Origin of the sequence: Natronomonas marina (assembly GCF_024298905.1) — an archaeon.
GTDB classification, from domain to species: Archaea; Halobacteriota; Halobacteria; order Halobacteriales; family Haloarculaceae; genus Natronomonas; species Natronomonas marina.
On sequence record NZ_CP101154.1, the window covers coordinates 3,602,897 to 3,623,538 of the forward strand.

General features: G+C 71.1%; 18 protein-coding genes and 1 pseudogene. 12 read left to right on the forward strand and 7 right to left on the reverse strand.

Translation table 11 applies throughout. The features are described from left to right. Nucleotides 1-13 precede the first annotated feature (13 nt). Nucleotides 14-667, forward strand: coding sequence for a DUF7546 family protein (locus NLF94_RS18815; protein WP_254839175.1), 654 nt, complete (start codon nucleotides 14-16; stop codon nucleotides 665-667). A gap of 144 nt (nucleotides 668-811) precedes the next feature. On the opposite strand, the gene NLF94_RS18820 is transcribed toward NLF94_RS18815, so the two are convergent. Further along, the gene (locus tag NLF94_RS18820) at nucleotides 812-1,069 is read right to left on the reverse strand and encodes a hypothetical protein (RefSeq protein ID WP_254839176.1); all 258 of its coding nucleotides are present in this window, start codon (nucleotides 1,067-1,069) and stop codon (nucleotides 812-814) included. 127 nt (nucleotides 1,070-1,196) lie between these two features. Between NLF94_RS18820 and rtcA the strand changes: the two genes are divergently transcribed. Further along, nucleotides 1,197-2,195, forward strand: a complete 999-nt coding sequence (gene rtcA / locus NLF94_RS18825) for an RNA 3'-terminal phosphate cyclase (RefSeq protein WP_254839177.1) — start codon at nucleotides 1,197-1,199, stop codon at nucleotides 2,193-2,195. A gap of 26 nt (nucleotides 2,196-2,221) precedes the next feature. Here rtcA and NLF94_RS18830 read toward each other — a convergent pair whose 3' ends face one another. Then, a complete protein-coding gene (locus NLF94_RS18830) occupies nucleotides 2,222-2,395 on the reverse strand; it encodes a hypothetical protein (protein ID WP_254839178.1) in 174 nt (57 codons plus the stop codon). 110 nt (nucleotides 2,396-2,505) lie between these two features. Here NLF94_RS18830 and NLF94_RS18835 point away from each other — a divergent pair, with 110 nt between their 5' ends. The 6 genes from NLF94_RS18835 (at nucleotide 2,506) to hutH (ending at nucleotide 9,534) form a co-directional block, all read left to right on the forward strand. After that, nucleotides 2,506-3,057 (forward strand): class I SAM-dependent methyltransferase, encoded by a 552-nt coding sequence (locus NLF94_RS18835; protein ID WP_254839179.1) that lies wholly within the window; start codon nucleotides 2,506-2,508, stop codon nucleotides 3,055-3,057. Nucleotides 3,058-3,139: 82 nt separating this feature from the next. After that, a complete protein-coding gene (locus NLF94_RS18840) occupies nucleotides 3,140-3,904 on the forward strand; it encodes a carbon-nitrogen hydrolase family protein (RefSeq protein WP_254839180.1) in 765 nt (254 codons plus the stop codon). A gap of 42 nt (nucleotides 3,905-3,946) precedes the next feature. Next, a complete protein-coding gene (gene hutU, locus NLF94_RS18845; protein ID WP_254839181.1) occupies nucleotides 3,947-5,686 on the forward strand; it encodes a urocanate hydratase in 1,740 nt (579 codons plus the stop codon). Beyond that, nucleotides 5,683-6,630 carry a formimidoylglutamase gene (gene hutG, locus NLF94_RS18850; protein WP_254839182.1) on the forward strand — a complete coding sequence of 316 codons (948 nt, stop codon included), beginning with the start codon at nucleotides 5,683-5,685 and terminating at the stop codon, nucleotides 6,628-6,630. The genes hutU and hutG overlap by 4 nt, the downstream gene beginning before the upstream one ends. Beyond that, a complete protein-coding gene (gene hutI, locus NLF94_RS18855) occupies nucleotides 6,623-7,957 on the forward strand; it encodes an imidazolonepropionase (RefSeq protein ID WP_254839183.1) in 1,335 nt (444 codons plus the stop codon). Before hutG ends, hutI begins: the two co-directional genes overlap by 8 nt. After that, nucleotides 7,954-9,534 carry a histidine ammonia-lyase gene (gene hutH, locus NLF94_RS18860; RefSeq protein ID WP_254839184.1) on the forward strand — a complete coding sequence of 527 codons (1,581 nt, stop codon included), beginning with the start codon at nucleotides 7,954-7,956 and terminating at the stop codon, nucleotides 9,532-9,534. Before hutI ends, hutH begins: the two co-directional genes overlap by 4 nt. 25 nt (nucleotides 9,535-9,559) lie before the next feature. Here hutH and NLF94_RS18865 read toward each other — a convergent pair. Continuing rightward, nucleotides 9,560-10,522, reverse strand: a pseudogene (locus NLF94_RS18865) (formate/nitrite transporter family protein); the annotation flags it as partial. A gap of 92 nt (nucleotides 10,523-10,614) precedes the next feature. Between NLF94_RS18865 and NLF94_RS18870 the strand changes: the two are divergent. Continuing rightward, the gene (locus NLF94_RS18870; RefSeq protein ID WP_254839186.1) at nucleotides 10,615-11,082 is read left to right on the forward strand and encodes a universal stress protein; all 468 of its coding nucleotides are present in this window, start codon (nucleotides 10,615-10,617) and stop codon (nucleotides 11,080-11,082) included. Nucleotides 11,083-11,196: 114 nt separating this feature from the next. Here the strand turns inward: NLF94_RS18870 and NLF94_RS18875 are convergent, their stop codons facing one another. Together NLF94_RS18875 and NLF94_RS18880 are read right to left on the reverse strand one after the other, a co-directional pair. After that, complete coding sequence (locus tag NLF94_RS18875; protein ID WP_254839187.1) at nucleotides 11,197-12,669, reverse strand: class I adenylate-forming enzyme family protein; 1,473 nt, start codon at nucleotides 12,667-12,669, stop codon at nucleotides 11,197-11,199. Between the two features lie 162 nt (nucleotides 12,670-12,831). Next, complete coding sequence (locus tag NLF94_RS18880) at nucleotides 12,832-13,602, reverse strand: IclR family transcriptional regulator (RefSeq protein WP_254839188.1); 771 nt, start codon at nucleotides 13,600-13,602, stop codon at nucleotides 12,832-12,834. A gap of 356 nt (nucleotides 13,603-13,958) precedes the next feature. Here NLF94_RS18880 and NLF94_RS18885 point away from each other — a divergent pair, with 356 nt between their 5' ends. Continuing rightward, nucleotides 13,959-15,251, forward strand: a complete 1,293-nt coding sequence (locus NLF94_RS18885; RefSeq protein ID WP_254839189.1) for a hypothetical protein — start codon at nucleotides 13,959-13,961, stop codon at nucleotides 15,249-15,251. Then, a complete protein-coding gene (locus NLF94_RS18890; RefSeq protein WP_254839190.1) occupies nucleotides 15,248-17,017 on the forward strand; it encodes a GMC family oxidoreductase N-terminal domain-containing protein in 1,770 nt (589 codons plus the stop codon). The genes NLF94_RS18885 and NLF94_RS18890 overlap by 4 nt, the downstream gene beginning before the upstream one ends. A gap of 10 nt (nucleotides 17,018-17,027) precedes the next feature. On the opposite strand, the gene NLF94_RS18895 is transcribed toward NLF94_RS18890, so the two are convergent. Continuing rightward, entirely contained in the window at nucleotides 17,028-17,831 is an 804-nt protein-coding gene (locus NLF94_RS18895; RefSeq protein ID WP_254839191.1) for an aldo/keto reductase, read from the reverse strand. A gap of 119 nt (nucleotides 17,832-17,950) precedes the next feature. On the opposite strand from NLF94_RS18895, the gene NLF94_RS18900 reads away from it, so the two are divergent. Beyond that, nucleotides 17,951-18,769, forward strand: a complete 819-nt coding sequence (locus tag NLF94_RS18900) for an arylamine N-acetyltransferase family protein (RefSeq protein WP_254839192.1) — start codon at nucleotides 17,951-17,953, stop codon at nucleotides 18,767-18,769. 27 nt (nucleotides 18,770-18,796) lie between these two features. Here the strand turns inward: NLF94_RS18900 and NLF94_RS18905 are convergent, their stop codons facing one another. Next, nucleotides 18,797-20,617 (reverse strand): alkaline phosphatase D family protein, encoded by a 1,821-nt coding sequence (locus tag NLF94_RS18905; RefSeq protein WP_254839193.1) that lies wholly within the window; start codon nucleotides 20,615-20,617, stop codon nucleotides 18,797-18,799. Between the last annotated feature and the right edge of the window lie 25 nt (nucleotides 20,618-20,642).

Genomic DNA, 20,642 nt, shown 5'->3' on the forward strand with positions numbered 1-20,642 from the left:
GCGACTACGGCGCGTGGACCGCCCACGGCTGCCGACCACGCGGCGGACCGCCGCAGGGACCGTCGGCGCGCTGCTCGTCGTCGAGTGTCTGGCCGTCCTCGCGTACCTGCGGGTGACGGGTACGGGCGTTCTCGCCCCCCGGTACACGCTGTACCCCTTCGTGTGGATCAACGTCGCCGCCTGGGTCCTGCTCCGGCGGCCGCGCGTGGCGGCCCCGACCCGTCGACGCGTCACCGCGGGCGCCATCGCCGTCGCGTACTTTCTCCTCTTGGCCTACGCGGGCGGCCTCGTCGGCCACGGCCACCCGGGCGTGGAGCTACCGACCCGAATCGCGTGGCTGTCGCCCGGTTGGGGACCGGCACTGCTGTACTCGGGGAGCCTCCTCGACGTCACGGTCATCCCCTTCGAGGTCGCCGGCTACGCCGCGCTGGCGGTGCTCGTCTACACGGTCGTCCTCGCGAGCGCCCGGTCGGCGCTGGCCGGCCTGCTCGGGGTGGCGACCTGCGTCGGCTGCGTGTGGCCCGCCGGGGCGGCGCTCGTGGCCGCCCTCGGCGGCGTCGGGTCGCCGCTCGCGGCCGCGATTCCCGGCATCGCCTACGACCTCTCGACGGTCCTGTTCGTCGCCACCGCCGCCGTCCTCCACTGGTCGGCACGGCGAGCGGCGTAGCCGGAACGGACACCGAGGGCGGTCGTCGGTCCGTCTCGAGGTGGGTTTCTCGTCGTCGCCTCTCGCCGGACAGCCCCGGGGCGCCGTGACGGTCGAGTACGTGACGGTCGAAGGAAAGAGACGGAACGCCGTCGTTCGGTAGCGCTATCGCGCCGTCTTCGGCGTGGCGCGCCGCACCGCGACCGTGACGACGAGCAGCAGGCCGCCGAACAGGACGGTACTGACGGCCAGCGCCGAGGCCGTCGCGGGGACCGCACCGGCGAAGACCGGCCACAGGGTCGCCAGTCCGACGACGACGAGACCGAGGGCGATGGCGGCCACCAGCAGCGCCACGGCCGGCATCACGCGTTCCGGTTGCACGGGCGGGTCGTCGGCGAGTCGTCGGTCGAACAGTTGGCTCATACCTCACGGTACGCGCCGAACGGACATAAAAGAGCGACCCGCGTCCCAGCGGCTGGGACCGGGGGCAGGCGCGGGACCGCCCCTCGCGTCGCAAGCCTTGTTAGGCGCCGCCGTCCATTCGAGTTCGATGCTCGACATCGACGGGGGCGACGGCGGCGGGCAGGTCGTCCGGACGGCGGTGACGTTGTCGGCGCTGTCCGGCGATGCCGTCCGGATCGAGAACGTCCGCGGGAACCGCCCCGAACCCGGCATGAAACCACAGCACGTCGCGGCCGTCGAGGCCGCCGCCGGGCTCTGCTCGGCGACCGTCGAGGGCGCCGAGCGCGGCGCCGGGACGCTCGTCTTCCGGCCCGGCGCGGTGCGGGCCGACGAGGTGGCCGTCGACGTCGGCACCGCCGGCAGCGTCGCGCTGGTGTTCGACACGGTCCTCCCGCTCGCGGCCGCGCTGTCGGAACCGGCAACGGTGACGGCGACCGGCGGCACCGACGTCGAGTGGGCACCGCCGGTCGACTACCTCCGGCGCGTGAAACTGCCGCTGCTCGGCGGCGTCGGCCTGGACGCCGACCTGTCGGTCGCCTCGCGGGGCTTCTACCCCGTCGGCGGCGGGGAGGCGACGCTGACGCTCCGGCCGTCGTCGCCGTCGCCCCTCTCGCTCGTCGAGCGGGGCGACCTCCGGCGAGTCGAGGTCTACTCGGTCGCCGACGAACGGCTCGCCGACGCGGAGGTGGCCGAGCGCCAGGCGGCCGCGGCCGCCGAGGGCGTCGACGCCGCCCCCGTGGGCACGCGGGTCACCTACGCGGACGCCGACTGTGCCGGGTCGGTGCTCGTCCTCGTCGCCGTCTACGAGGGGAGTCGCGCCGGATTCACCGCGCTCGGCGAGGCGGGCAAGCCCTCGGAGGAGGTCGCAAGCGAGGCCGTAACGGCGTTCGATCGGTTCCACGACGGGTCGGCGGCCGTCGACGAACACCTCGCCGACCAGCTTCAGATCCCGCTCGCGCTGGCCGGCGGCGAGGTGACGGTTCCCGAGGTGACCCCCCACGTCGAGGCGAACGGGGCCGTCCTCGGGGCGTTCGGCCACGACCTCTCCGTCGTGGAGCGCGACGACCGCGTCGTCGTCTCGGGGTGAAACGGGCAGGGCGTCGGTGTCGCGCCCTATACCACGAGATCGGACAGGGCGGGACCGTAGAAGAGAAGCAGCAGCCCCGCCGCGACGAGCAGGAGAACCCACACGATCGTCATGACGCCGAGCCGGCGGAACACTCTCCGGTCCCGGTCGGTCGCCTCGTCGTCGGCGTCGGTCTCCGGCGCGCCCGTTTCGGTACTCATACGTGGTGTCTGACGCTCGGGTAAGTTAAAACCCGACCCGCGGGACCCCACCGCGGCCGGAGGCGCCGCCACCGGAACGACGATGCCGTTCCCGCACGAAATCCGACGCGATGGGATTTCACACCTTCGACGCCGGGCGGGCCGACGCGCTGGAGGACCGCTCGCGGTTCCGGTACTGTTCGGCGGAGGAACTGCTCGGCGCCGCGGCGCTGGCGGGCGACGACACCGTCGTCGACATCGGCAGCGGCACCGGCTTCTACACGGACGTGCTGGCGGGGGTCGCAAGCGAGGTCTACGCCGTCGACGTCCAGCCGGCGATGGCCGCCTACTACCGCGAGAAGGGAGTTCCCGACCCTGTCTCGCTCCTTTCGGCCGACGCGGACCGACTGCCGCTCGCCGCCGGCGCCGCCGACGTCGCCGTCTCGACGATGACGTACCACGAACTCCCCGACGACGCACTCGACGAACTCGCCCGCGTCGTCCGCCCGGGCGGGCGACTGGTCGTCGTCGACTGGACTGCCGCCGGCGAGGGCGAGGACGGCCCGCCGCTAGCCGAGCGGTTCGACGCCTGGACGACCGGCGCCGCCGTCGACGCGGCCGGCTTCTCCGTCCGGCGTGCAGAATCCAGACGGGAGACGTTCCTCCTGACTGCGGTCCGGTGAGGCCGGCGGGGCCGCGAGCGGCCCCCCACGACGGCCGTGAACCGTCGGGTGGTCTTTTGTCGCGGGCGCCGTAGCGGCGGCCATGTCCCCGACCGTTGCGGCCTGCCAGACGGCCGTCGACGACCTCGACGTCGAGTCGAACCTCGAGACAGTCGTCGCCCGCGTCGAGGCCCTCCCCGACCGCGTCGACGTGGCCTGCTTCCCGGAACAGGCGCTGACGGGCTTCGTACCGGACGACCGCATCGCCGAGACGGCGCTCGAACGGGACGGTCCCGAACTCGACCGCCTGCGCGAGGTCGCCGGCGAGGCCGGCATCGACCTGCTGGTCGGCTACGTCGAGCGCGACGACGCGCTGTACAACGCGGCGGCGTACCTCCGGGCCGACGGCCCGACGACCGTCTACCGCAAGCGGCACCTCTGGGCCGGCGAGCGCGAACTGCTGGAACCGGGCGAGTCGCTCGTCACGCTGGAGACGCCGCTCGGCCGGACCGGCCTGTTGACCTGCTACGACCTGAACTTCGTCGCCGAGAGCGCAACGCTTGCCGACAAGCGTGTCGACGCACTCCTGGTCGTCGGCGCCTGGCCGGCGACCCACAGCGACAACTGGCGGCTCCTGCTGCGGGCGCGCGCGCTGGACGGCGTCCGCTGGACCGTCGGGACCGGGCGGACCGGGCGCCGCGACGTCGAGGGCGCCCGCGTCACCGACTACGCCGGTCGGTCGCTGGTCGCCCGCCCGGACGGCGGCATCCGGGCCGAGCTCGACACCGACGAACGGGACCTCGTCGTCGACCTCGAGGACGGCGTCCTCGAGCGCCAGCGGGACCTGGTCGGCGTCTTCGCCGAGTGACCGGGGACACGCCTTTCAACGGCGGTCCCGAAGAACTACGGTATGGCAAAGCACGCCACCGGAGAGTCGGGTGGTGACCGCGGCGAACCCAGCGACCAGTGGCGCGACTACCAGGGGGCGCCGACGGGGACCGACCGCGAGTGCGACAACTGGCGGGCGGAGGCGGCGCTGCGCCTCCTGAACAACAACCTCGACCCCGAGGTGGCCGAGCGGCCGGAGGACCTCGTCGTCTACGGCGGCACGGGCCGGGCGGCCCGGTCGTGGGACGCCTACGACGCCATCCTCGAGGAGTTGCGGTCGCTGGACGCCGCCGAGACGCTGCTCGTCCAGTCCGGCAAGCCCGTCGGGCGCTTCGAGACCGGCGAGGACGCCCCGCAGGTGCTCATCGCCAACTCCAACCTCGTCGGCAGCTGGGACAACTGGGAGCACTTCCACGAACTGGAGGCCGAGGGGAAAATCATGTACGGCCAGATGACCGCCGGCTCGTGGGCCTACATCGGCACGCAGGGCATCATCCAGGGCACCTTCGAGACGCTCGCGGCGCTGGCCCGCCAGGAGTACGGCGAATCCGACCTGGAGGGGCGGGTCGTCGTCACGGGCGGTCTGGGCGGGATGGGCGGCGCACAGCCACTGGCCGTGACGATGAACCGCGGCGTCTGCATCGCCGCCGAGGTCGACGAGGCCCGCATCGACCGCCGCATCGAGACCGGCTACTGCCAGGAGAAGACCGACGACCTCGGCGTCGCCATCGAGCGGGCCGAGCGAGCGGCCGAGGCCGGTGAACCCTACAGCGTCGGCGTCCACACCAACGCCGCCGACATGCTGGAGGCGATGCTCGACAGGGGCTTCGTCCCCGACGTCGTCACCGACCAGACCAGCGCCCACGACGAACTCGAGGGCTACTACCCGTCGGGCTACACCGTCGAGGAGGCCGACGCGCTCCGGGAGTCCGACCCCGAGACCTACCGCGCCGAGAGCCTCGACACGATGGAGCGTCACGTCGACGCCATCCTCGAACTCCAGGCGCGGGGCGCCGTCGCCTTCGAGTACGGCAACAACATCCGCGGGCAGGTCCAAGACCACCGCAATCACGAGACGGCGTTCGACTTCCCGGGGTTCGTCCCCGCCTACATCCGCCCGCAGTTCTGCGAGGGGAAGGGCCCGTTCCGCTGGCTCGCGCTGTCGGGCGACCCCGCCGACATCCACCGCACCGACGAGGTCATCCGCGAACTGTTCCCCGAGAAGGAGGGCCTCCAGCGGTGGATAGACCTCGCCCAGGAGCAGGTGCAGTTCCAGGGACTGCCCTCGCGGGTCTGCTGGCTCGGGTATCGAACGGACGACGACGGGATGACGGAGCGCGCCCGCTTCGCGCTGCGCATCAACGACCTCGTCCGCGAGGGCGAGATATCGGCGCCCATCGTCGTCACCCGGGACCACCTCGACGCCGGCAGCGTCGCGAGCCCCAACCGCGAGACGGAGGCGATGCGGGACGGCACCGACGCGGTCGCCGACTGGCCCATCCTGAACGCGCTGGTCAACTGCGCGGCCGGCGCCGACATCGTCAGCGTCCACGACGGCGGCGGCGTCGGCATCGGCAACTCGCTGCACACCAACAACCACGTCGTCCTCGACGGGACCGATCGGGCCGAGGCGGCCGCCAGCCGGGTGTTCACGACCGACCCCGGGATGGGCGTCATCCGGCACGCCGACGCCGGCTACGAGGAAGCCCTCGAGGAGGCGCGGGCCTCGGGCGTCCACGTCCCGATGGACGGGGAGGAATGACCCGGTTCTCGCCGTCCCGGCCGTGGGACTCGACCGCGAGCGACCCCAACGACGAGACGTTCGGCGACGTCGTCGAGCGGGTGACCGTCCCGAACCTCGAGACCGGCCTCGACGCCGACGTCGTCCTCGCCGGTGAGCCGTTCGACGCCGCCGTCATCGGCCGCCGCGGCGCCGCCAAGGGTCCGAACGGCATCCGCAACGCCCTCACGGGCGTCAAGACCCACAGTTTCGACGCCGGCCCGCTCGCCGACGACCTCGAGGTCGGCGACCTCGGCGACGTCGACGTCTCCTCCATCGACACTCGAGCCATCCAGCGACAGGTCCGGGAGGTGACCGCCGACATCCACGACACGGACGCCCTGCCCGTATTCCTCGGTGGCGACAACTCGCTAACCGTCGCCAACGCCGGCCCGCTGGTCGACCGCGGCCGGGTCGGCGTCGTCAACTTCGACGCCCACCTCGACGTCCGGGAGGTCCGCGAGACGCCCACCAGCGGGACGCCCTACCGGCAACTGTTCGAGGAGGGACTGGACGCCTACGCCTGCGTCGGCGCCCGCCACCACGAGACCTCGACGGCCTACGCGGAGTACCTCGACGAGCGGGGCGGCGGGGTCGTCACCGCCGAGGCCGTCGGCGACGACCCCGGGGCCGCCCTCGAGCGCGCGATGGCGGCCGTCGCCGACGTCGAGCACCTGTTCGTCAGCGTCGACTGCGACGTGCTGGACGCGGCGGCCGCCCCCGGCGTGAGCGCGCCGACGCCGGGCGGCCTGACGACCCGGGAACTGTTCGAACTCGTCCGGACGGTGGCCGACGACGACCGCGTGGCCGGCTTCGAGGTCGTCGAGTGTGCGCCGCCGCTGGACGAGGGCGACCGCACCGTCGCGGCGGCGGCCCGGACCGTCGCGCACTTCCTCGCGGGCTACGCGGGAGGCGAGGATGACTGACGCGGCGCCCGACGCGGTGGTGTACGGCGCCGGCGAACTCGTTGTCGGCCCCGCCGGCGAGGGACCGGCCCCGGCGACCGACGGCTCGCCGCCGGACCCCGACGAGGTGCTCGACGTCCGCGAGGACGCCGCCGTCGCCATCGTCGACGGCGAGGTGGCCGCCGTCGGGCCGACCGGCGCGGTGACCGACCGCTACCCGCCCGAGGCGGCCGACACTGCCATCGACGCCGCGGGCCGGGCCGTCCTGCCGGGGTTCGTCGATAGCCACACCCACGCCGTCTTCGCCGGCGACCGCTCCGACGAGTTCGCCGCGAAACTCCGCGGCGCCACCTACCAGGACATCCTCGCGGAGGGCGGCGGCATCCTTCGGACCGTCCGGGCGACTCGGGCCGCCGACGACGAGGCGCTGCTGGAGCGCCTGCTCGGCCACCTCGACGCGATGCTCGCCGGCGGGTCGACGACCGTCGAGGTGAAGTCCGGCTACGGACTCGACGTCGAGACCGAACTCCGCCTGCTGTCGGTCGTCGAGCGGGCCGACGAGGCCCACCCCGTCGACATCGTGCCGACGTTCATGGGTGCCCACGCGGTGCCCGAGGGCCGCGAGACGGCCGAGTACGTCGAGGAGGTCGTCGACGAGCAGGTGCCCGCCGTCGCCGAGCAGGGCGTCGCCGCATTCTGTGACGTCTTCTGCGAGGAGGGGGTCTTCTCGGTCGAGGAGTCGCGCCGGGTGCTGGAGGCGGGCCGCGAGCACGGCCTCGCGCCGAAGGTTCACGCCGAGGAGTTCGTCAGGCTCGGCGGGGCCCAACTCGGCGCGGAGGTCGGTGCCGTCAGCGCCGACCACCTCCTCCACGCGAACGGCGAGGACATCGAGGCGCTCCGGGATGCTGGCGTCGTCCCGGTGATGTTGCCGGGGACGGCCTTCGGTCTCGGCGGCGACTACGCCGACGCGCGGGCGTTCCGGGACGCCGGCGCGCCGCTGGCGGTCGCCACCGACTTCAACCCGAACTGTTACGCGCCGCGGATGGGCTTCGCCGCGACGCTCGCCTGCGTCGAGATGGGGCTGTCGCCCGCCGAGGCCGTCCGGGCCTGCACCCGCGGCGGCGCCCTCGCGCTCGGGGCGGACCGGGCCTCGGCGTTCCCCGACGGCCCGCCGCTGGACCCGAAGGCGGGGACCCTCGCGGTCGGCGCGCCGGGGGACCTGCTGGTGCTGGACGCGCCGACCCACGTCCACGTCCCGTACCGCTACGGCGATAACGTCGTCCGGACGGTGCTGAAGGGCGGCCGGCCCGTCGTCGGCCCCGAGGCCGAACGGGAGGCCGACGCGTGACCGTCACCCTCGACGGCGAATCGCTGACGGTCGCCGAGACGGTCGCCGTCGCCCGCGAGGACGCGACCGTCGCCGTGAGCGAGGCGGCCCGCGAGCGGGTCCGGGCGGCCCGCGAGCGCGTCGAGGACGTGACCGCGGCCGGTGACCCCGTCTACGGGCTCAACACCGGCTTCGGCGAACTGGTCGACACGAAGATTCCCGCCGAGCGGGTGCGGGAACTGCAGACGAACCTGCTTCGGAGCCACGCCGCGGGCGGCGGCGACGAGTTGCCCCGCGAACTCGTCCGGGCGACGACCGTCACGCGGATCAACGCCCTCCTGAAGGGCTACTCCGGCGTCCGGGAGGTCGTCGTCGACGGCCTGGTCGCGCTGCTGAACGAGGGCGTCCACCCCGTCGTCCCGGCGCGGGGGAGCCTCGGCGCCAGCGGCGACCTCGCGCCGCTGGCGCATCTGGCGCTCGTGCTCCTCGGCGAGGGCGAGGCCGACGTCGACCGCGACGGCGAGCGCGAGCGAGTCGACGGCGCGGCGGCCCTCGATTCGGCCGGCCTCGACCCCCTCGAGTTGCGCGAAAAGGAGGGGCTGGCGCTCATCAACGGTACGCAGGTGACGCTGGGGGCGGCGGCGCTGGCGGTCCACGACGCCGAGCGGCTCTGCCGGGCCGCCGACGCCGCCGGCGCGCTCACCACGGAGGTGACGATGGGGACGACGGCGGCCTGCGACCCGGCCATCCACGAGTTGCGACCCCACCGCGGGCAGGCGACGAGCGCGGCGACCGTCCGGGCGCTGGCCGGCGACTCGGAGGTGGTCGATTCGCACCGCAACTGCGACCGGGTGCAGGACGCCTACTCCGTCCGGTGTCTCCCGCAGGTCCACGGCGCCGTTCGGGACGCCGTCGCTCACCTCCGGGAGGCCGTCGCCGTCGAGTTGAACAGCGCGACCGACAATCCGCTCGTCTTCCCGCGGTCGGCGGTCGACGACCGCGCGTCCGGCACCGACCGCGCCGGCGTCATCAGCGGGGGGAACTTCCACGGCGAACCGCTGGCGCTCCGCCTGGACTACCTCGTCGGCGCGCTGACCGAGTTGGCGGCGGTCGCCGAGCGCCGCGTCGACCGGATCCTGAACCCGAATTTACAGGAGCCGCACCTGCCGCCGTTCCTGGCCGACGACACCGGCGTCGAGTCCGGGCTGATGATAGCCCAGTACGTCGCCGCCGCCCGGCTCAACGAGTGCCGGGCGGTCGGCCGCGCCGTCACCGACAACACGCCCGTCAGCGGCGGCCAGGAGGACCACGTCAGCATGAGCGCCACGGCGGCGCTGGACGCCCGGCGCGTCCTCGAGGCCGCCCGGTCGGTCGTCGCGGTCGAACTGCTTGCGGCCGCCGAGGCCGCCGAGTACCTCGACGACGACCTGGCGCTGGGGACGGGGTCGGCGGCCGTCCACGACGCCGTCCGGGGAGTCGTCGCGCCGCTGGAGTCGGACCGGCGGCTGGACGGGGACATCGCGTCCGTCGACGCGCTGGTCGCGGAGGGGCTGCTCGAAGAGGCAGTCGCCGAGGCCGTCGAGTGGCCCGGACGCTGACGGGCGCCCGCGAGGACCACGGTCAGTCGTCGTTTCGTCGCCGGTCCCGGTCGGCGGGGACGTAGGTCCGGCCGACGCTGCTGCCGCCGAGCCACTCCCCCAGCGAGAGCTGGCGCTCGAGGCCGCCCTCGCGGGCGGATTCGACCCGCCGTTCGGTCGTCTGGAAGTAGTTCACCACGGTGACGAGCAGGATGCCGCCGGCGGTGTTGCCGAGCAAGACCGGCAGGACGAAGCCGGCCATCCCCGGAAGAAAGGCCGCCTCGCCGAGGTAGACGAGGTACATCAGTTCCGTGAAAGAGACGACGACGTGAAAGAGGTTCCCGAGCGGGATGACGAGGAAGGCGACGTAGACGAGCAGGAACCGGGAGACGCTGTCCCGGACGGAGTAGTCGAGCCAGACGACGCCCGCGACGACGAGGCCGGCGAAGGCACCCTTGACGAAGAGGTCCAGCGCCGGCGTGGCGAGACCCTTCTCGGAGAGCGCGACGGCGGCGTCGGCGGCCGCCGGGTCGAGGACGCCGGTGTAGGCCAGCGCGAGCGCGCCGAGGGCGCCGCCGGCGAAGTTGCCCAGGAGGACGACGAGCCAGGTCCAAAGCAGGGCGGGAAAGCTCGCCAGCCGTTCGAGCACGAGCGCGACGGGCGGCAGCGTGTTCTCGGTGTAGAGCTGGTAGCCGCCGAGGATGATGTAGATGAACCCGAGCGGGTAGAGGACGGCGCCCAGGAGGGGATCGTCGGGGTACTTCGCCGTCATCGACGCGTACGCGAGGAAGGTGATGGTGATGGAGAAGCCGGCCGCGAGCGCGCTGAAGAACAGCTCCCGGGTGCCGGTTCCCATCTCCTCGTCGGCCGCCGCGACGATGCGCTGGAACACCTCGTCGGTCTCGAAGCGGTCCCGGACCACGGCGCCGGCGGCGGGCGCGCCGCTGCGGGACCGCTCGACGGCCTCCCGGACCGTCTCGTCGTCGGACTCGGGTGACGAATCGCTCATCGGGTCGGACGTGCGGCCCCACGGTCAAAAGAGTCCTCGCTTCCTCCCCCGAAACCGCCCGAGTTTTGTCGCCGCGCATCGATACGGTTCGTATGACGATCCGGACGGTCGCCGTCGCGGTCGGACCGGACGACGAAAAGCGGGCCGAGAGCCTCGCGACGGCCGCCATCGAGGTCGCTGGGGGCGCCGAGGCCGTCGTCGTCCTCCTGCACGTATTCACCGAGTCGGCCTACGAGGAGGGCGTCCGGGAGGCGGGCTACGACCCCGAGGACCCGCCGCCGGCCCACACGCTCGCCTCGCGGCTCCAGGCGGTCGACGCCATCGCCGCGCTGCTCGAGGCGGCGGGCGTCGAGCACCGCGTCCGCGGCGAGGTCGGCGACGAACCCGAGGGTATCCTCCGGGGCGCCGAGGCCGTCGGCGCCGACCGCCTCCTCATCGGCGGTCGCCGGCGCTCGCCGACCGGCAAGGCGGTGTTCGGCAGCACCGCCCACCGGGTGCTGATGAACGCCGGCTGTCCCGTGACGTTCGTCCGGGACGGAGCGAGTGCTGGCGACGAGTAGCCCTCATAGTGATTACTGCGAGTCTCTCCCACCGCGATGGTCCGTATCAGTGACGGGGGACGCTACGTCGGCGTCTTTCGACACCGTCGCTGAAACTATTCGCAGTAACCACTATCAGCCGAAGCGGTCCCGGAGCCTGACCCGGTCGAGCTTTCCCGTCGCCGTCCGCGGGAACGAGTCGACGAACTCGACGCGGTCCGGTACCTCGTGGCTCTCCAAGCGTCCCTCACAGCGCCGACGGACGTCGGCGGCCGACACCGACGCCTCGCCACGCGTCTTGACGACGGCCGTCACCGTCGCGCCCCGCACCTCGTCGCGGGTGTCGACGATGGCGACCTGCTCGACGGCGTCGATCTCGTGGATGACGCCCTCTATCTCGCGGGGGTAGATGTCGCCACAGCCGGTCGTGAACATGTTCTCGAGGCGGTCGACGACGAAGAGGAAGCCCGCCTCGTCCATCCAGCCGATGTCGCCGGATTTCAGCCACCGCTGGCCGTCCCGCTCGACGAACTGCTGATTGGTTATTCGCGGCGTGTTGTACCTGGGGGCGACCGTGTCGCCGCGCCAGAGGAACTCGCCGCGCTCGCCGCGGTCGACGGGGTCGCCGGTCGCGGGGTCCTCGATGCGGACCTCGACGACCTCCCTCGCCGGCCGGCCGACGCTTCCGGGCTTGCTTCCGCCGGGAGTCGGGCGGTTGAACGCCGCAAGCGGCGTCGTCTCGGTCATCCCGTAGCCCTCCAGCAGTCGGCAGCCGAACGTCGCCTCGACCTCCCGGATGCGGCGCTCGGGCATCGGCGACCCGCCGACGCCGATCGTCTCGAGGCTGGACACGTCGTAGGCGTCGGGATCGCCGTCCTCCAGGAGGTCCAGAAGCATCGTCGGGATCAGGAAGGTGTAGGTGACGTCGTGGCGTTCGATCGCCGACAGTGCGGCCTCGACGTCCCACTCCGGGAGGAGGTGGTTCTCGGCGCCGAGGAGCAAAAACGGGGTCGTCGTGACGTTCAGTCCGGTGACGTGGAAGCACTGACACGCCGTCAGCGCGACGTCGTCGCGGGTCCACTCCTTGTAGTGTACGAGCGCGCGGGCGTTGGCCGCGAGGTTGCCGTGGGTATGGTAGACGCCCTTGGGGGCGCCCGTCGTCCCGCTGGTGTACAGCAGTTCGGCCAGTTCCCCGTCGCGTCTCGGTTCGACGCGGCGGGTCGAGTCACCCTCCGCGAGGAGGTCGGCGTAGGCGACCGTTGGCGTCGCCGTCTCCCCGGTGTCGCCCCCGCCGTCGGTCACGACGACCGCCGCGCCGCTGTCCCGGATGACGTAGCCCACCTGCTCGTCGGTGAGCCGGGTGTTGACCGGCAGCGGAACGGCGCCGCGTTTCATCGCGCCGAGATACGTGGCCACGAAGGGGACGCCGTTCGGCACCCGGATGGCGACGCAATCGTCGACGCCGACGTCGCGGCTCCGCAGACCGGCGGCGACGCGGTCGGCGTCGGTCGCCAGTTCCTCGAAGGACCGCGAACGAGTCCGGTCGGCGACCGCCGTCGCCGTCGGCGCGTTCCGCGCGGCGGCGTCGACGTGGTTGGCGAAGTTCACCACTCCCCCGTTCGTCGTCCCGGTAGAAGTCGGTACTGCCCCGCGTGCGAGGTACGTATTTGAAGGGTGACGTGTACTTTTTCTGCCCGTTTCGTCCGCGGCGGCGGTCGCCACCACCGACGGGGAACGGAGCGGTTTCTGTCCGGTAATACCAAACAGCGGTCACTCCGGCGTGAAGATGAACTTCGCCTCGATTGCCCGAGCGGACTGCTGGACCGTCTCGGCCAGCCCGGAGCCGCCGGGGTCGTCGTCGAACTCGCCGCTGGGTGCGTACACCGCGACGGCGCCGCGGACCCGTCCCTCGGCGACGACGGGGGCGGCGACGCCGGTCATCCCCGAGATGAGTTCGCCCTCGTCGACGGCGTAGCCGTTCTCGCGGACGGCCTCCAGTTCCGTCCGCAGTTCCGCCTCGTCGCGTACGGTGTTGGCCGTCCTGGTCGGGAGTCCGGACGCCGAAACGAACCGCTCGATCGCCTCGTCGTCCCGGTGGGCCAGGATGGCCTTCCCGGGCGCGTTCGTGTGCAGTCGAAACCGGGTCGGGTACGGTCCCGGCGCCCGTGCGGGGCGGTCGCCCTCCCGCCACCCGGTCGCCAGCAACACGGCACAGCGGTCGTTCTCCTCGGTGACCAACTGGACGTACTTGCCGTCGACCTCCTCGTGGAGGGCGTGGGCCTCCCGGCGCCCGTTGACGAACAGTTCGTGGCGGTCCCGTGCGGTCTCGCCGAGGTGGAGGAACTTCGTACCGAGCCGATACTGCCCGTCGTCGTTGACGACGTACCCCACCTGCTCCAGCGTCCGGAGGTGGTCGTAGGCGGTGCTCTTCGGGACGTCGAGCGCCCTCGCTACCTCCGTCACGCCGGCCGAACCCCGCTCGACCAGCGTCTCGACGACGTCGTGAGACACCTTGACCGAACCGACCGGATACCCCGTCATCACCCCTGGTTCGATCCCGAACGCCTTAGTTCGTCCGGCATTGCCGGACACACGCCGCCGGGAGAAGATATAGAAGTATGGATAATACAAATTATAATACCTGTCTGAGATATTATAATATAGCGAGAATATGGTCGAATTTGGGTCATCGTATGATTTGCATCCGATAGCTAAAACGAGGAATAATAATCCAGAAGGCCTGAAATAGTCCATCTAACGTTCGAGCGATATTCGGGGTGATTCGAGTGGAGATAATATAATAAATTATATATTTTGGCATAAAGGACCGAATATTTCTCACAGTAAGGTTAACCGTAGGGACTCGCTGTACCGAGTAGCGGTTGCCAGCCACTACCATGACAGAACACAGCGACACCTCGATGACGCGACGGGGCGTAATGAAGGGCGTCGGCGGCCTGGCCGCCGTCTCGATGTCCGGCGCCGGCGTCGCGGAGGCCCAGGAGATACTGGGCCAAGACGTCCCGGCCGACCCGCACACGCGGGACACGTACCGAGCGATAGTCGACGCCATCGTTCCCCGGACGCCCGAACTCGGCGAGGAACTCGGCGAGGAACACGTACCCGGTGGACTCGACGTCGAACTCGAGAAGTTCCTCATCTGGGACTTCAACCACTTCCAGGAGGTCCGACTGGAGACGCTACAGACGCCGATCGAGACCGCACGGGTGGGTGGTGGTCCGCTCGGCGGTCTCGGCGACGGGAATCCGCTGGAGGACACCCTGGGCGGCCTGACCCCGGGAGACGAGGGAGGCGAGGACGTGCCCGTTGTCGATCCCGTACTCGAGCTGGTCGACGGCCTGATGGCGCCCGAACTGTTCCAGCTCGACCTCGATACGATCTCGTCGGGATCGGAGCTCGGCGCGCTGGCCGACCTCGCGGGGCTCGACGCGGTCGGCGAGCTGACCGACCTCCTCGCGGTGGAGGACGTCGACGAGTTCGGCGAACTGCTGGACTTCGGGGCGGCCGACCGACTGGCAATCGACTTCGCTGACGCGCCGATCCCCGAAGATGCCGAGGGAATCGCGGAGTTCGACCTCCTCGTGGAGGCGGGCAACGAGGTAACCCAGCGGGTGATCCAGAACTACCCCTACGCGAACGTCTTCCCGTTCGTCTTCGACATCGTCGCCGCGGAGTTCCTCCTGCGGGGCGAAAACGAGGACACGCCGTCGCCGAACCCCGAGTTCGCCGGCGGCGGGACCTTCGTGCGACTCTCCCGGGAGGACCGCCTGCGCTGTCTGTGGAAGATCGTCGACGGGGGCGTCATCGACCGTCTCGACGGCATCCTCTCGCCGATGCTGCCCGCCGTCGGCATCCTGAAGTTCGTCGTCATGGCCGTCAACGGCCTGCACGGGTTCGGCTACTACACCGAGTGGTCGGGACTCGGCGACACGAAGACTGCCACCCCGAGCGAGCGCGAGATGCAGGTCGACCCCGGCGCGGTCCAGAGCCGGACCCAGACCGACTATCCCGGCCCGGCGGACGGCTACGCCGCCGACTGGCGCCACGCCGTCGACGGCGGATTCGACGACGACTGGGAGACCGGCGAGACGCCGGGGCCGGTCGACGGCGAGTTACCCGACGAGGCCGCGGACGATGCCGAGGGGGTACCGGGAGGTGAGGCGGAATGAAGGACCCGGACGTCGTCGTCGTCGGTGCCGGCGCGGACGGCCCGGTCGCCGCCTGGAAACTCGCACGGGACCACGGCGTCGACGTGCTGCTTCTGGAGGCCGGCCCCTTCTTCGGCAACGAGGAGTGGCCCGAACCGCACGTCGACTCCGGCGGGACGGTCAGCACCGACCCCGACGACCTCGACGGGAAACTGCTCGACGAGCAGTTCACCCACCGCGAGGCCGAGGCCAACGACCCGACCTACGGCTACCTCCGGGTCGGTCCCTCCAACAGCGCTCGCGCGCCGTGGTTCCGGAACCTCCACCAGAACGCGTTCATCTGGCAGGTCTCCTGTGTCGGTGGCACGTCGATCCACTACTTCTCGAACCACCCGCGAGGCTACCCGACGGCGTTCAACGACCAGCCGCACTGGCCCGACGAGGTCAGCTACGCCGACATGGTGCCGTACTACCGGCTCAACGAGGAACTGACCTCGACCCAGCAGGCGCCGATGACGGCCCGCGAGGAGGTGTTCATCGAGGGCGCCAGCGAGGAGATGAGCGGCGAGTACCCGCTTTTGGACGGTCTCAACGTCACCGAGACCGGCTGGCGCCCCCAGCCCAACGCCGTCGAGGTGCCCGGCAAGGAGACCGCGACCGGCGAACCGCTGGACTCGGACTACGAGGGGTCGTTCAGCTACGACGACGGCTTCCGCGGCGACACCCTCGTCGGCGACCACTTCCAGGGCTCCTCGACGCCCGTCGACGCGCCCGTCCGGGAGAAGGCCCGGAAATCCAGCAACATCGGCTACGTCCCACGCGCGCTGGACACCAACGACAACCCCGACGTGGGCAACGTCGCCATCCGGCCGAACACCTACGTCACCGACGTCCACACCGCGGAAGGGGCCGGCAACCTCGAGGCGACGGGCGTCGAGATACGGGATACGTGGTCCGGCGCCACCCAGACCGTCGAGGCCGACACCGTCGTGCTGGCGGGTGGCTGCATCGAGACGCCGCGGTTGTGGCTCAACAGCGGCCTGCCGGACGACGGCTGGGTCGGCAAGGGCCTGACGACCCACTGGTTCGACTGGGTCGTCGGCGTCTACGACGACGAGACGGTCGCCGACATCAACCCCGAACGGGAGCACATGGACCCCTACGTCGGCCAGAACTCCGCCGTCCGGTTCGACAAGCCCGGCGTCGGCGGTCTGGAGGACATCGGCATGTCGCCCGGCCTGGTCTCCTTCGCGGACTACCTCTTCACCGAGGCCGGCTACTCCTTCGACACGCCCGTCGACCCCGACGAGCCGTGGGACACCCGCGGCTACGTCGTCGGCAAGGAACTGAAGCAGCGGATGGCGGACTACCGAAACACGAAGGCCATCCTCGTGTTGACCGACGACCGACCGCGACAGGAGAACGGCGTCTCGCTCGACGACACCTTCTCCGACGAGCACGGCCCGGTACCGAAGGTCCGCTGGGAGCCCCACCCCGACGACGACGAGCGGCGCGACGAACTCGCCCGCATCGCGGCGAACATCCACCGCAACGCCGGCGCATCCCACGTCCACCGTTCGGAGTGGCCGCCGCTTCTGCTCCACATGCAGTCGTCGATGCGCATCGGCAAGGTGCTCGACTTCGCCGGCGAGGCCAAGAACGTCGACCGCCTGTTCGTCGCCGACCACTCGGCGCTCGCCAACGGCGTCGGCGGCCCGAACCCGACCAACTCCGGGCAGGCCAACGCGCTCCGCATCGCCGATCACATCGGCGACCGCTACTTCTGACCCCCGCGGGTCAGTTCCAGGGCGCCGCCTCGAAGTCGACGTAGCGCTCCTCGCGGTCGATGCCATCTATCTTCGCCACGTCCGCGTCGTCCAGCGTCAGGTCGAGCGCGCCGTAGTTCTCGCGGATGTGGGCCGGCGTCGCTGATTTGGGGATGGCGCTGACCGACTCCTTGCCCAGCAGCCACGCGAGCGCGACCTGTGCGGCCGTCGCGTCGTGCTTCTCCGCGATTTCGACGAGTTCGGGCACCGCCGTCACCTCGCCCTTCGCCAGCGGCGTGTAGGCGACGAGGTGGTAGCCGCCCTCGCGGGCGTGCGCCCGGAGTTCCTCCTGCTGGAAGAGCGGGTGACACTCGACCTGGTGGGCGAAAAGCGGCGCCGAAAGCCGGTCGAGCGCCTCGTCCAGTTGCTCCGGCAGGAAGTTCGAGAGGCCGACGTGCCGCGTCAGGCCCGCCTCGTACAGTTCGTCCAGCGCGGCGAGCGTCCCCTCGGAATCGTAGGCGCCGATGGGCCAGTGGACGTACAGCAGGTCCAGCGTCTCGACGCCGAGGCGGTCGGCGCTCGCGCGGGCGTGCTCGACGAGATCGTCGCGTGCGAGATTGTCGGGGCTGACCTTCGTCGCCAGGAACACGTCCTCGCGGTCGACGTCGGCCCGTCGTATGCCCCTGCCGACCGCCCGCTCGTTGTCGTATCCCTCGGCGGTGTCGACGTGGCGGTAACCGGCGTTCAGGGCCGTCTCGACGCTTTCGGCACACGTTTCGGGGTCCGTGTTCTCGTAGGTGCCGAGCCCGATTTCGGGGAGGGAGTCGACTGCCATGCCCCCCGTTCGAGCGGGACGCTAAAGGACCTCCCGGACGCGACCCCGACCGGTCGGCTCGGCTACAAAAACGCCGTTCAGCGAGCGCTTTAGTGGCTCTCGGTCCACTCTCGACGTGAATGGACCCCGACCGCTACCTCGCCCGCCTCGGTCTCGACCCCGAGGCGGCGTGGCCGCCGACCCGCGAGACGCTGGCCCGCCTGCAGTCGGCCCACGTCACGACGGTCCCCTTCGAGACGCTGTCCATCACCGGGCCACCGCACGCGGCGGCCGACGGCGAGGGCGTGACGCTGTCGGTGCCGGCGCTCTACGAGAAACTGGTCGAACGCGAGCGCGGCGGCTTCTGCTACGAACTGAACGGGCTGTTCGGCTGGCTGCTCGACGAACTGGGGTTCGAGGTCGACCGTCTCGCGGCGGCCGTCCTCGGCGACGACGGCGACCCGCGGCCGCCGGCCAACCACCACGCGCTCCGCGTGACACTCGACGAGCCGTACCTGGTCGACGTCGGCCTGGGAGTGCCGAAGGTCCGGGAGCCGGTGCCCATCGGCGGCCGCGCCGCTCCCGACGCGGTCGGCGTCGAGTGGCGAACCGTCGGGAGCGACCGCCCCGACGCCGATTACGTCGCCCAGGCGCGGGAGCCGAGCGACGCGACCAGTGAGAGCGCCGCAACCGACGACGGCTGGTCCGACCGCTACCTCTTCACGACGGCGCCGCGCGACCTCGACCACTTCACGGCGACCTGTGAGTACCTGACTGCGGCCCCGGAGTCGCCGTTCACCGGCGAGCCGTCGGTCAACGTCGGCACCGAGCGCGGCCACAGGCGGCTGACGACCGACTCGCTCGTAGAGGTGGTCGACGGCGAGGAAACGGAGCGTCCGGTTGCCCCCGACGAGTGGCTGGACGTGCTGGAACGGGAGTTCGGCGTCCGCTACGGCTGAGCGTCGGCGCCCCCGGCGTCGCCCCCGTCAGCCGTTCGGACCGCCCTCGGTCCGGCGGGCCGCCTCGGTGACGTCCTGTATCTCGACGCGGCCCTCGGGGACCCGCTTTGCCACGAGCAGTTCCTTCCCGGCGTCGGCGCCGTCCTCGGTCTTGTCGACGCTGTAACCGAGGTATCGACATTCCGAGCGGGAGAACTCGACGACCGAGTACCCCCAGTGGTGGCTGTCGAACAGTTCGACGTGGGGGTTCATCGCCTCGACGAGCCACGACAGGAGCGGTTCGGTCAGTCGGCGGCGGAGCCCCGAGTCGACGCCCAGCGCCTCCGCGACGTTCAGCGAGGTGGTCGGCGGCGTCATGAACTCGACGCCGACGCGGTCGGACTCGAAGGCGGTGCCGAGGAGCAACCCCCGGAGCGTGTCGTCGTACCTCGTCTGCTGGTAGCCGGCGATGTAGCAGTGGGCGTCGCCGGTCAGCGTCACGAAGTTCTCGACGTCGTTCGCGTCGAGATGCTCCATGACCTGCCGTCGCTCGCGGACGTAGCCGTCCCAGCCGCCCTGGACGGGAAACAGCGTCAGCGGTCCCGCGCCGACCTTCAGCGGTATCGTCAGCACCTCGTCGGTCCAGACGGTCCAGGTGGCGTCGCTGTCGGTCACCGCCTCGAGGAACCACTCGCGCTGGTCGTCGCCGAGCATCGAGCGGTCCTCGGGTTCGTACTTCGGGGCCGTCGCCTCCCTGGTGGGGACGCCGCCGGGGACGTCCTTCGGCGGGTCCCGGAAGAGTCGCTCGTCGGTCATCACCAGGTCGACCAGGTCGCCGAACCGGAACGTTCGCCACAGTTCGAAGCGGTCCTGGAGTCGGTCGGCCTCGGGGTGGTAGTTGATGCGGCCCGGCATGTACTCCCACCAGGCGTGCATCGCGTCGGCGGTCAGCCGCGTCATCGCCTCGGGGTCCTCGGAGAGGGGGTGGTCGGCCCGCGGGGCGTCGACCTCCTCGTCCCAGTAGATGTCGTTGGCGATCTCGTGGTCGTCCCACGCCGGAACGAGGGTGTGGCTCTCCAGGGCCCGCTGGAGCAGGCGGTCCGAGCGGTAGCTACGGTGGAGGTAGCGGTAGTCCGCGAGGTCCTGGGTCCGGCCGTCGCCGACCGGCAACTCCAACTCGCGGTCCGGCAGGTCGGGGCTCCCGACCCCGGTGAAGGCGCCGTCGGTCGACTCGTAGATGAAGTCGCCGACGTGGACGAGGAAGTCGACGTCCTCCTCGGCGACGTGGCCCAGGGCGCCGAAGTAGCCGTTGGCGTAGTTCTGGCAGGTCATCACGGCCAGGCGGAGCGACTCGACGGCGGCGTCCGGGTCCGGCAGCGTCCGGCAGCGGCCGGTTCGACTGGCGACCCCGTCGTGGACGAACCGGTAGTGGTACCGCTCGTCCGGCGAGAGAACGCCGTCGAGGTCGACCTTCACCGTGTGGTCGTGGGCGGCGATGGCCTCGGCGTCGTCGACGACGCCCCGGTAGCAGGGGTCGTCGAACTCGGGGTCGTCCTCGCGGGCGACGACGACGCCCAGCGGCGCCTCCGGGTCGAACGCTCCGGGGTCGACACGCGTCCAGAGGATGACGCCCTCGGGGGTCGGACCGCCGGAGGCGACCGACTGCGGGAACACCTCGCCGTCGTCGACGGATTCGACCTCGTAGACCGACTCGTCGTGGGCCTCGTGGGGGTCCTGCGCGAACGCGAGGTCGGCTTCCGAGAGCAGCGAGACGAGTTCGCCGTGGTCGTAGGCGACCGACTCCCGCTGTGGGTTGCCGTCCGGTCGGTCGCCGTCGTCGCCGTCGCCGGCCTGTCCACTGATCGTCACGCGTCGCCGTACGGTCCCGGTCGTT

Coding starts and splice junctions, on each gene's coding strand:
- NLF94_RS18835 (WP_254839179.1), top strand. CDS start 2,506: ATGGGATTTCACACCTTCGACGCCGGGCGGGCCGACGCGCTGGAGGAC.
- NLF94_RS18900 (WP_254839192.1), top strand. CDS start 17,951: ATGGACCCCGACCGCTACCTCGCCCGCCTCGGTCTCGACCCCGAGGCG.
- NLF94_RS18820 (WP_254839176.1), bottom strand. CDS start 1,069: ATGAGCCAACTGTTCGACCGACGACTCGCCGACGACCCGCCCGTGCAA.
- NLF94_RS18830 (WP_254839178.1), bottom strand. CDS start 2,395: ATGAGTACCGAAACGGGCGCGCCGGAGACCGACGCCGACGACGAGGCG.
- NLF94_RS18880 (WP_254839188.1), bottom strand. CDS start 13,602: ATGACGGGGTATCCGGTCGGTTCGGTCAAGGTGTCTCACGACGTCGTC.
- rtcA (WP_254839177.1), top strand. CDS start 1,197: ATGCTCGACATCGACGGGGGCGACGGCGGCGGGCAGGTCGTCCGGACG.
- NLF94_RS18840 (WP_254839180.1), top strand. CDS start 3,140: ATGTCCCCGACCGTTGCGGCCTGCCAGACGGCCGTCGACGACCTCGAC.
- NLF94_RS18890 (WP_254839190.1), top strand. CDS start 15,248: ATGAAGGACCCGGACGTCGTCGTCGTCGGTGCCGGCGCGGACGGCCCG.
- hutG (WP_254839182.1), top strand. CDS start 5,683: ATGACCCGGTTCTCGCCGTCCCGGCCGTGGGACTCGACCGCGAGCGAC.
- NLF94_RS18885 (WP_254839189.1), top strand. CDS start 13,959: ATGACAGAACACAGCGACACCTCGATGACGCGACGGGGCGTAATGAAG.
- NLF94_RS18870 (WP_254839186.1), top strand. CDS start 10,615: ATGACGATCCGGACGGTCGCCGTCGCGGTCGGACCGGACGACGAAAAG.
- hutU (WP_254839181.1), top strand. CDS start 3,947: ATGGCAAAGCACGCCACCGGAGAGTCGGGTGGTGACCGCGGCGAACCC.
- hutI (WP_254839183.1), top strand. CDS start 6,623: ATGACTGACGCGGCGCCCGACGCGGTGGTGTACGGCGCCGGCGAACTC.
- NLF94_RS18895 (WP_254839191.1), bottom strand. CDS start 17,831: ATGGCAGTCGACTCCCTCCCCGAAATCGGGCTCGGCACCTACGAGAAC.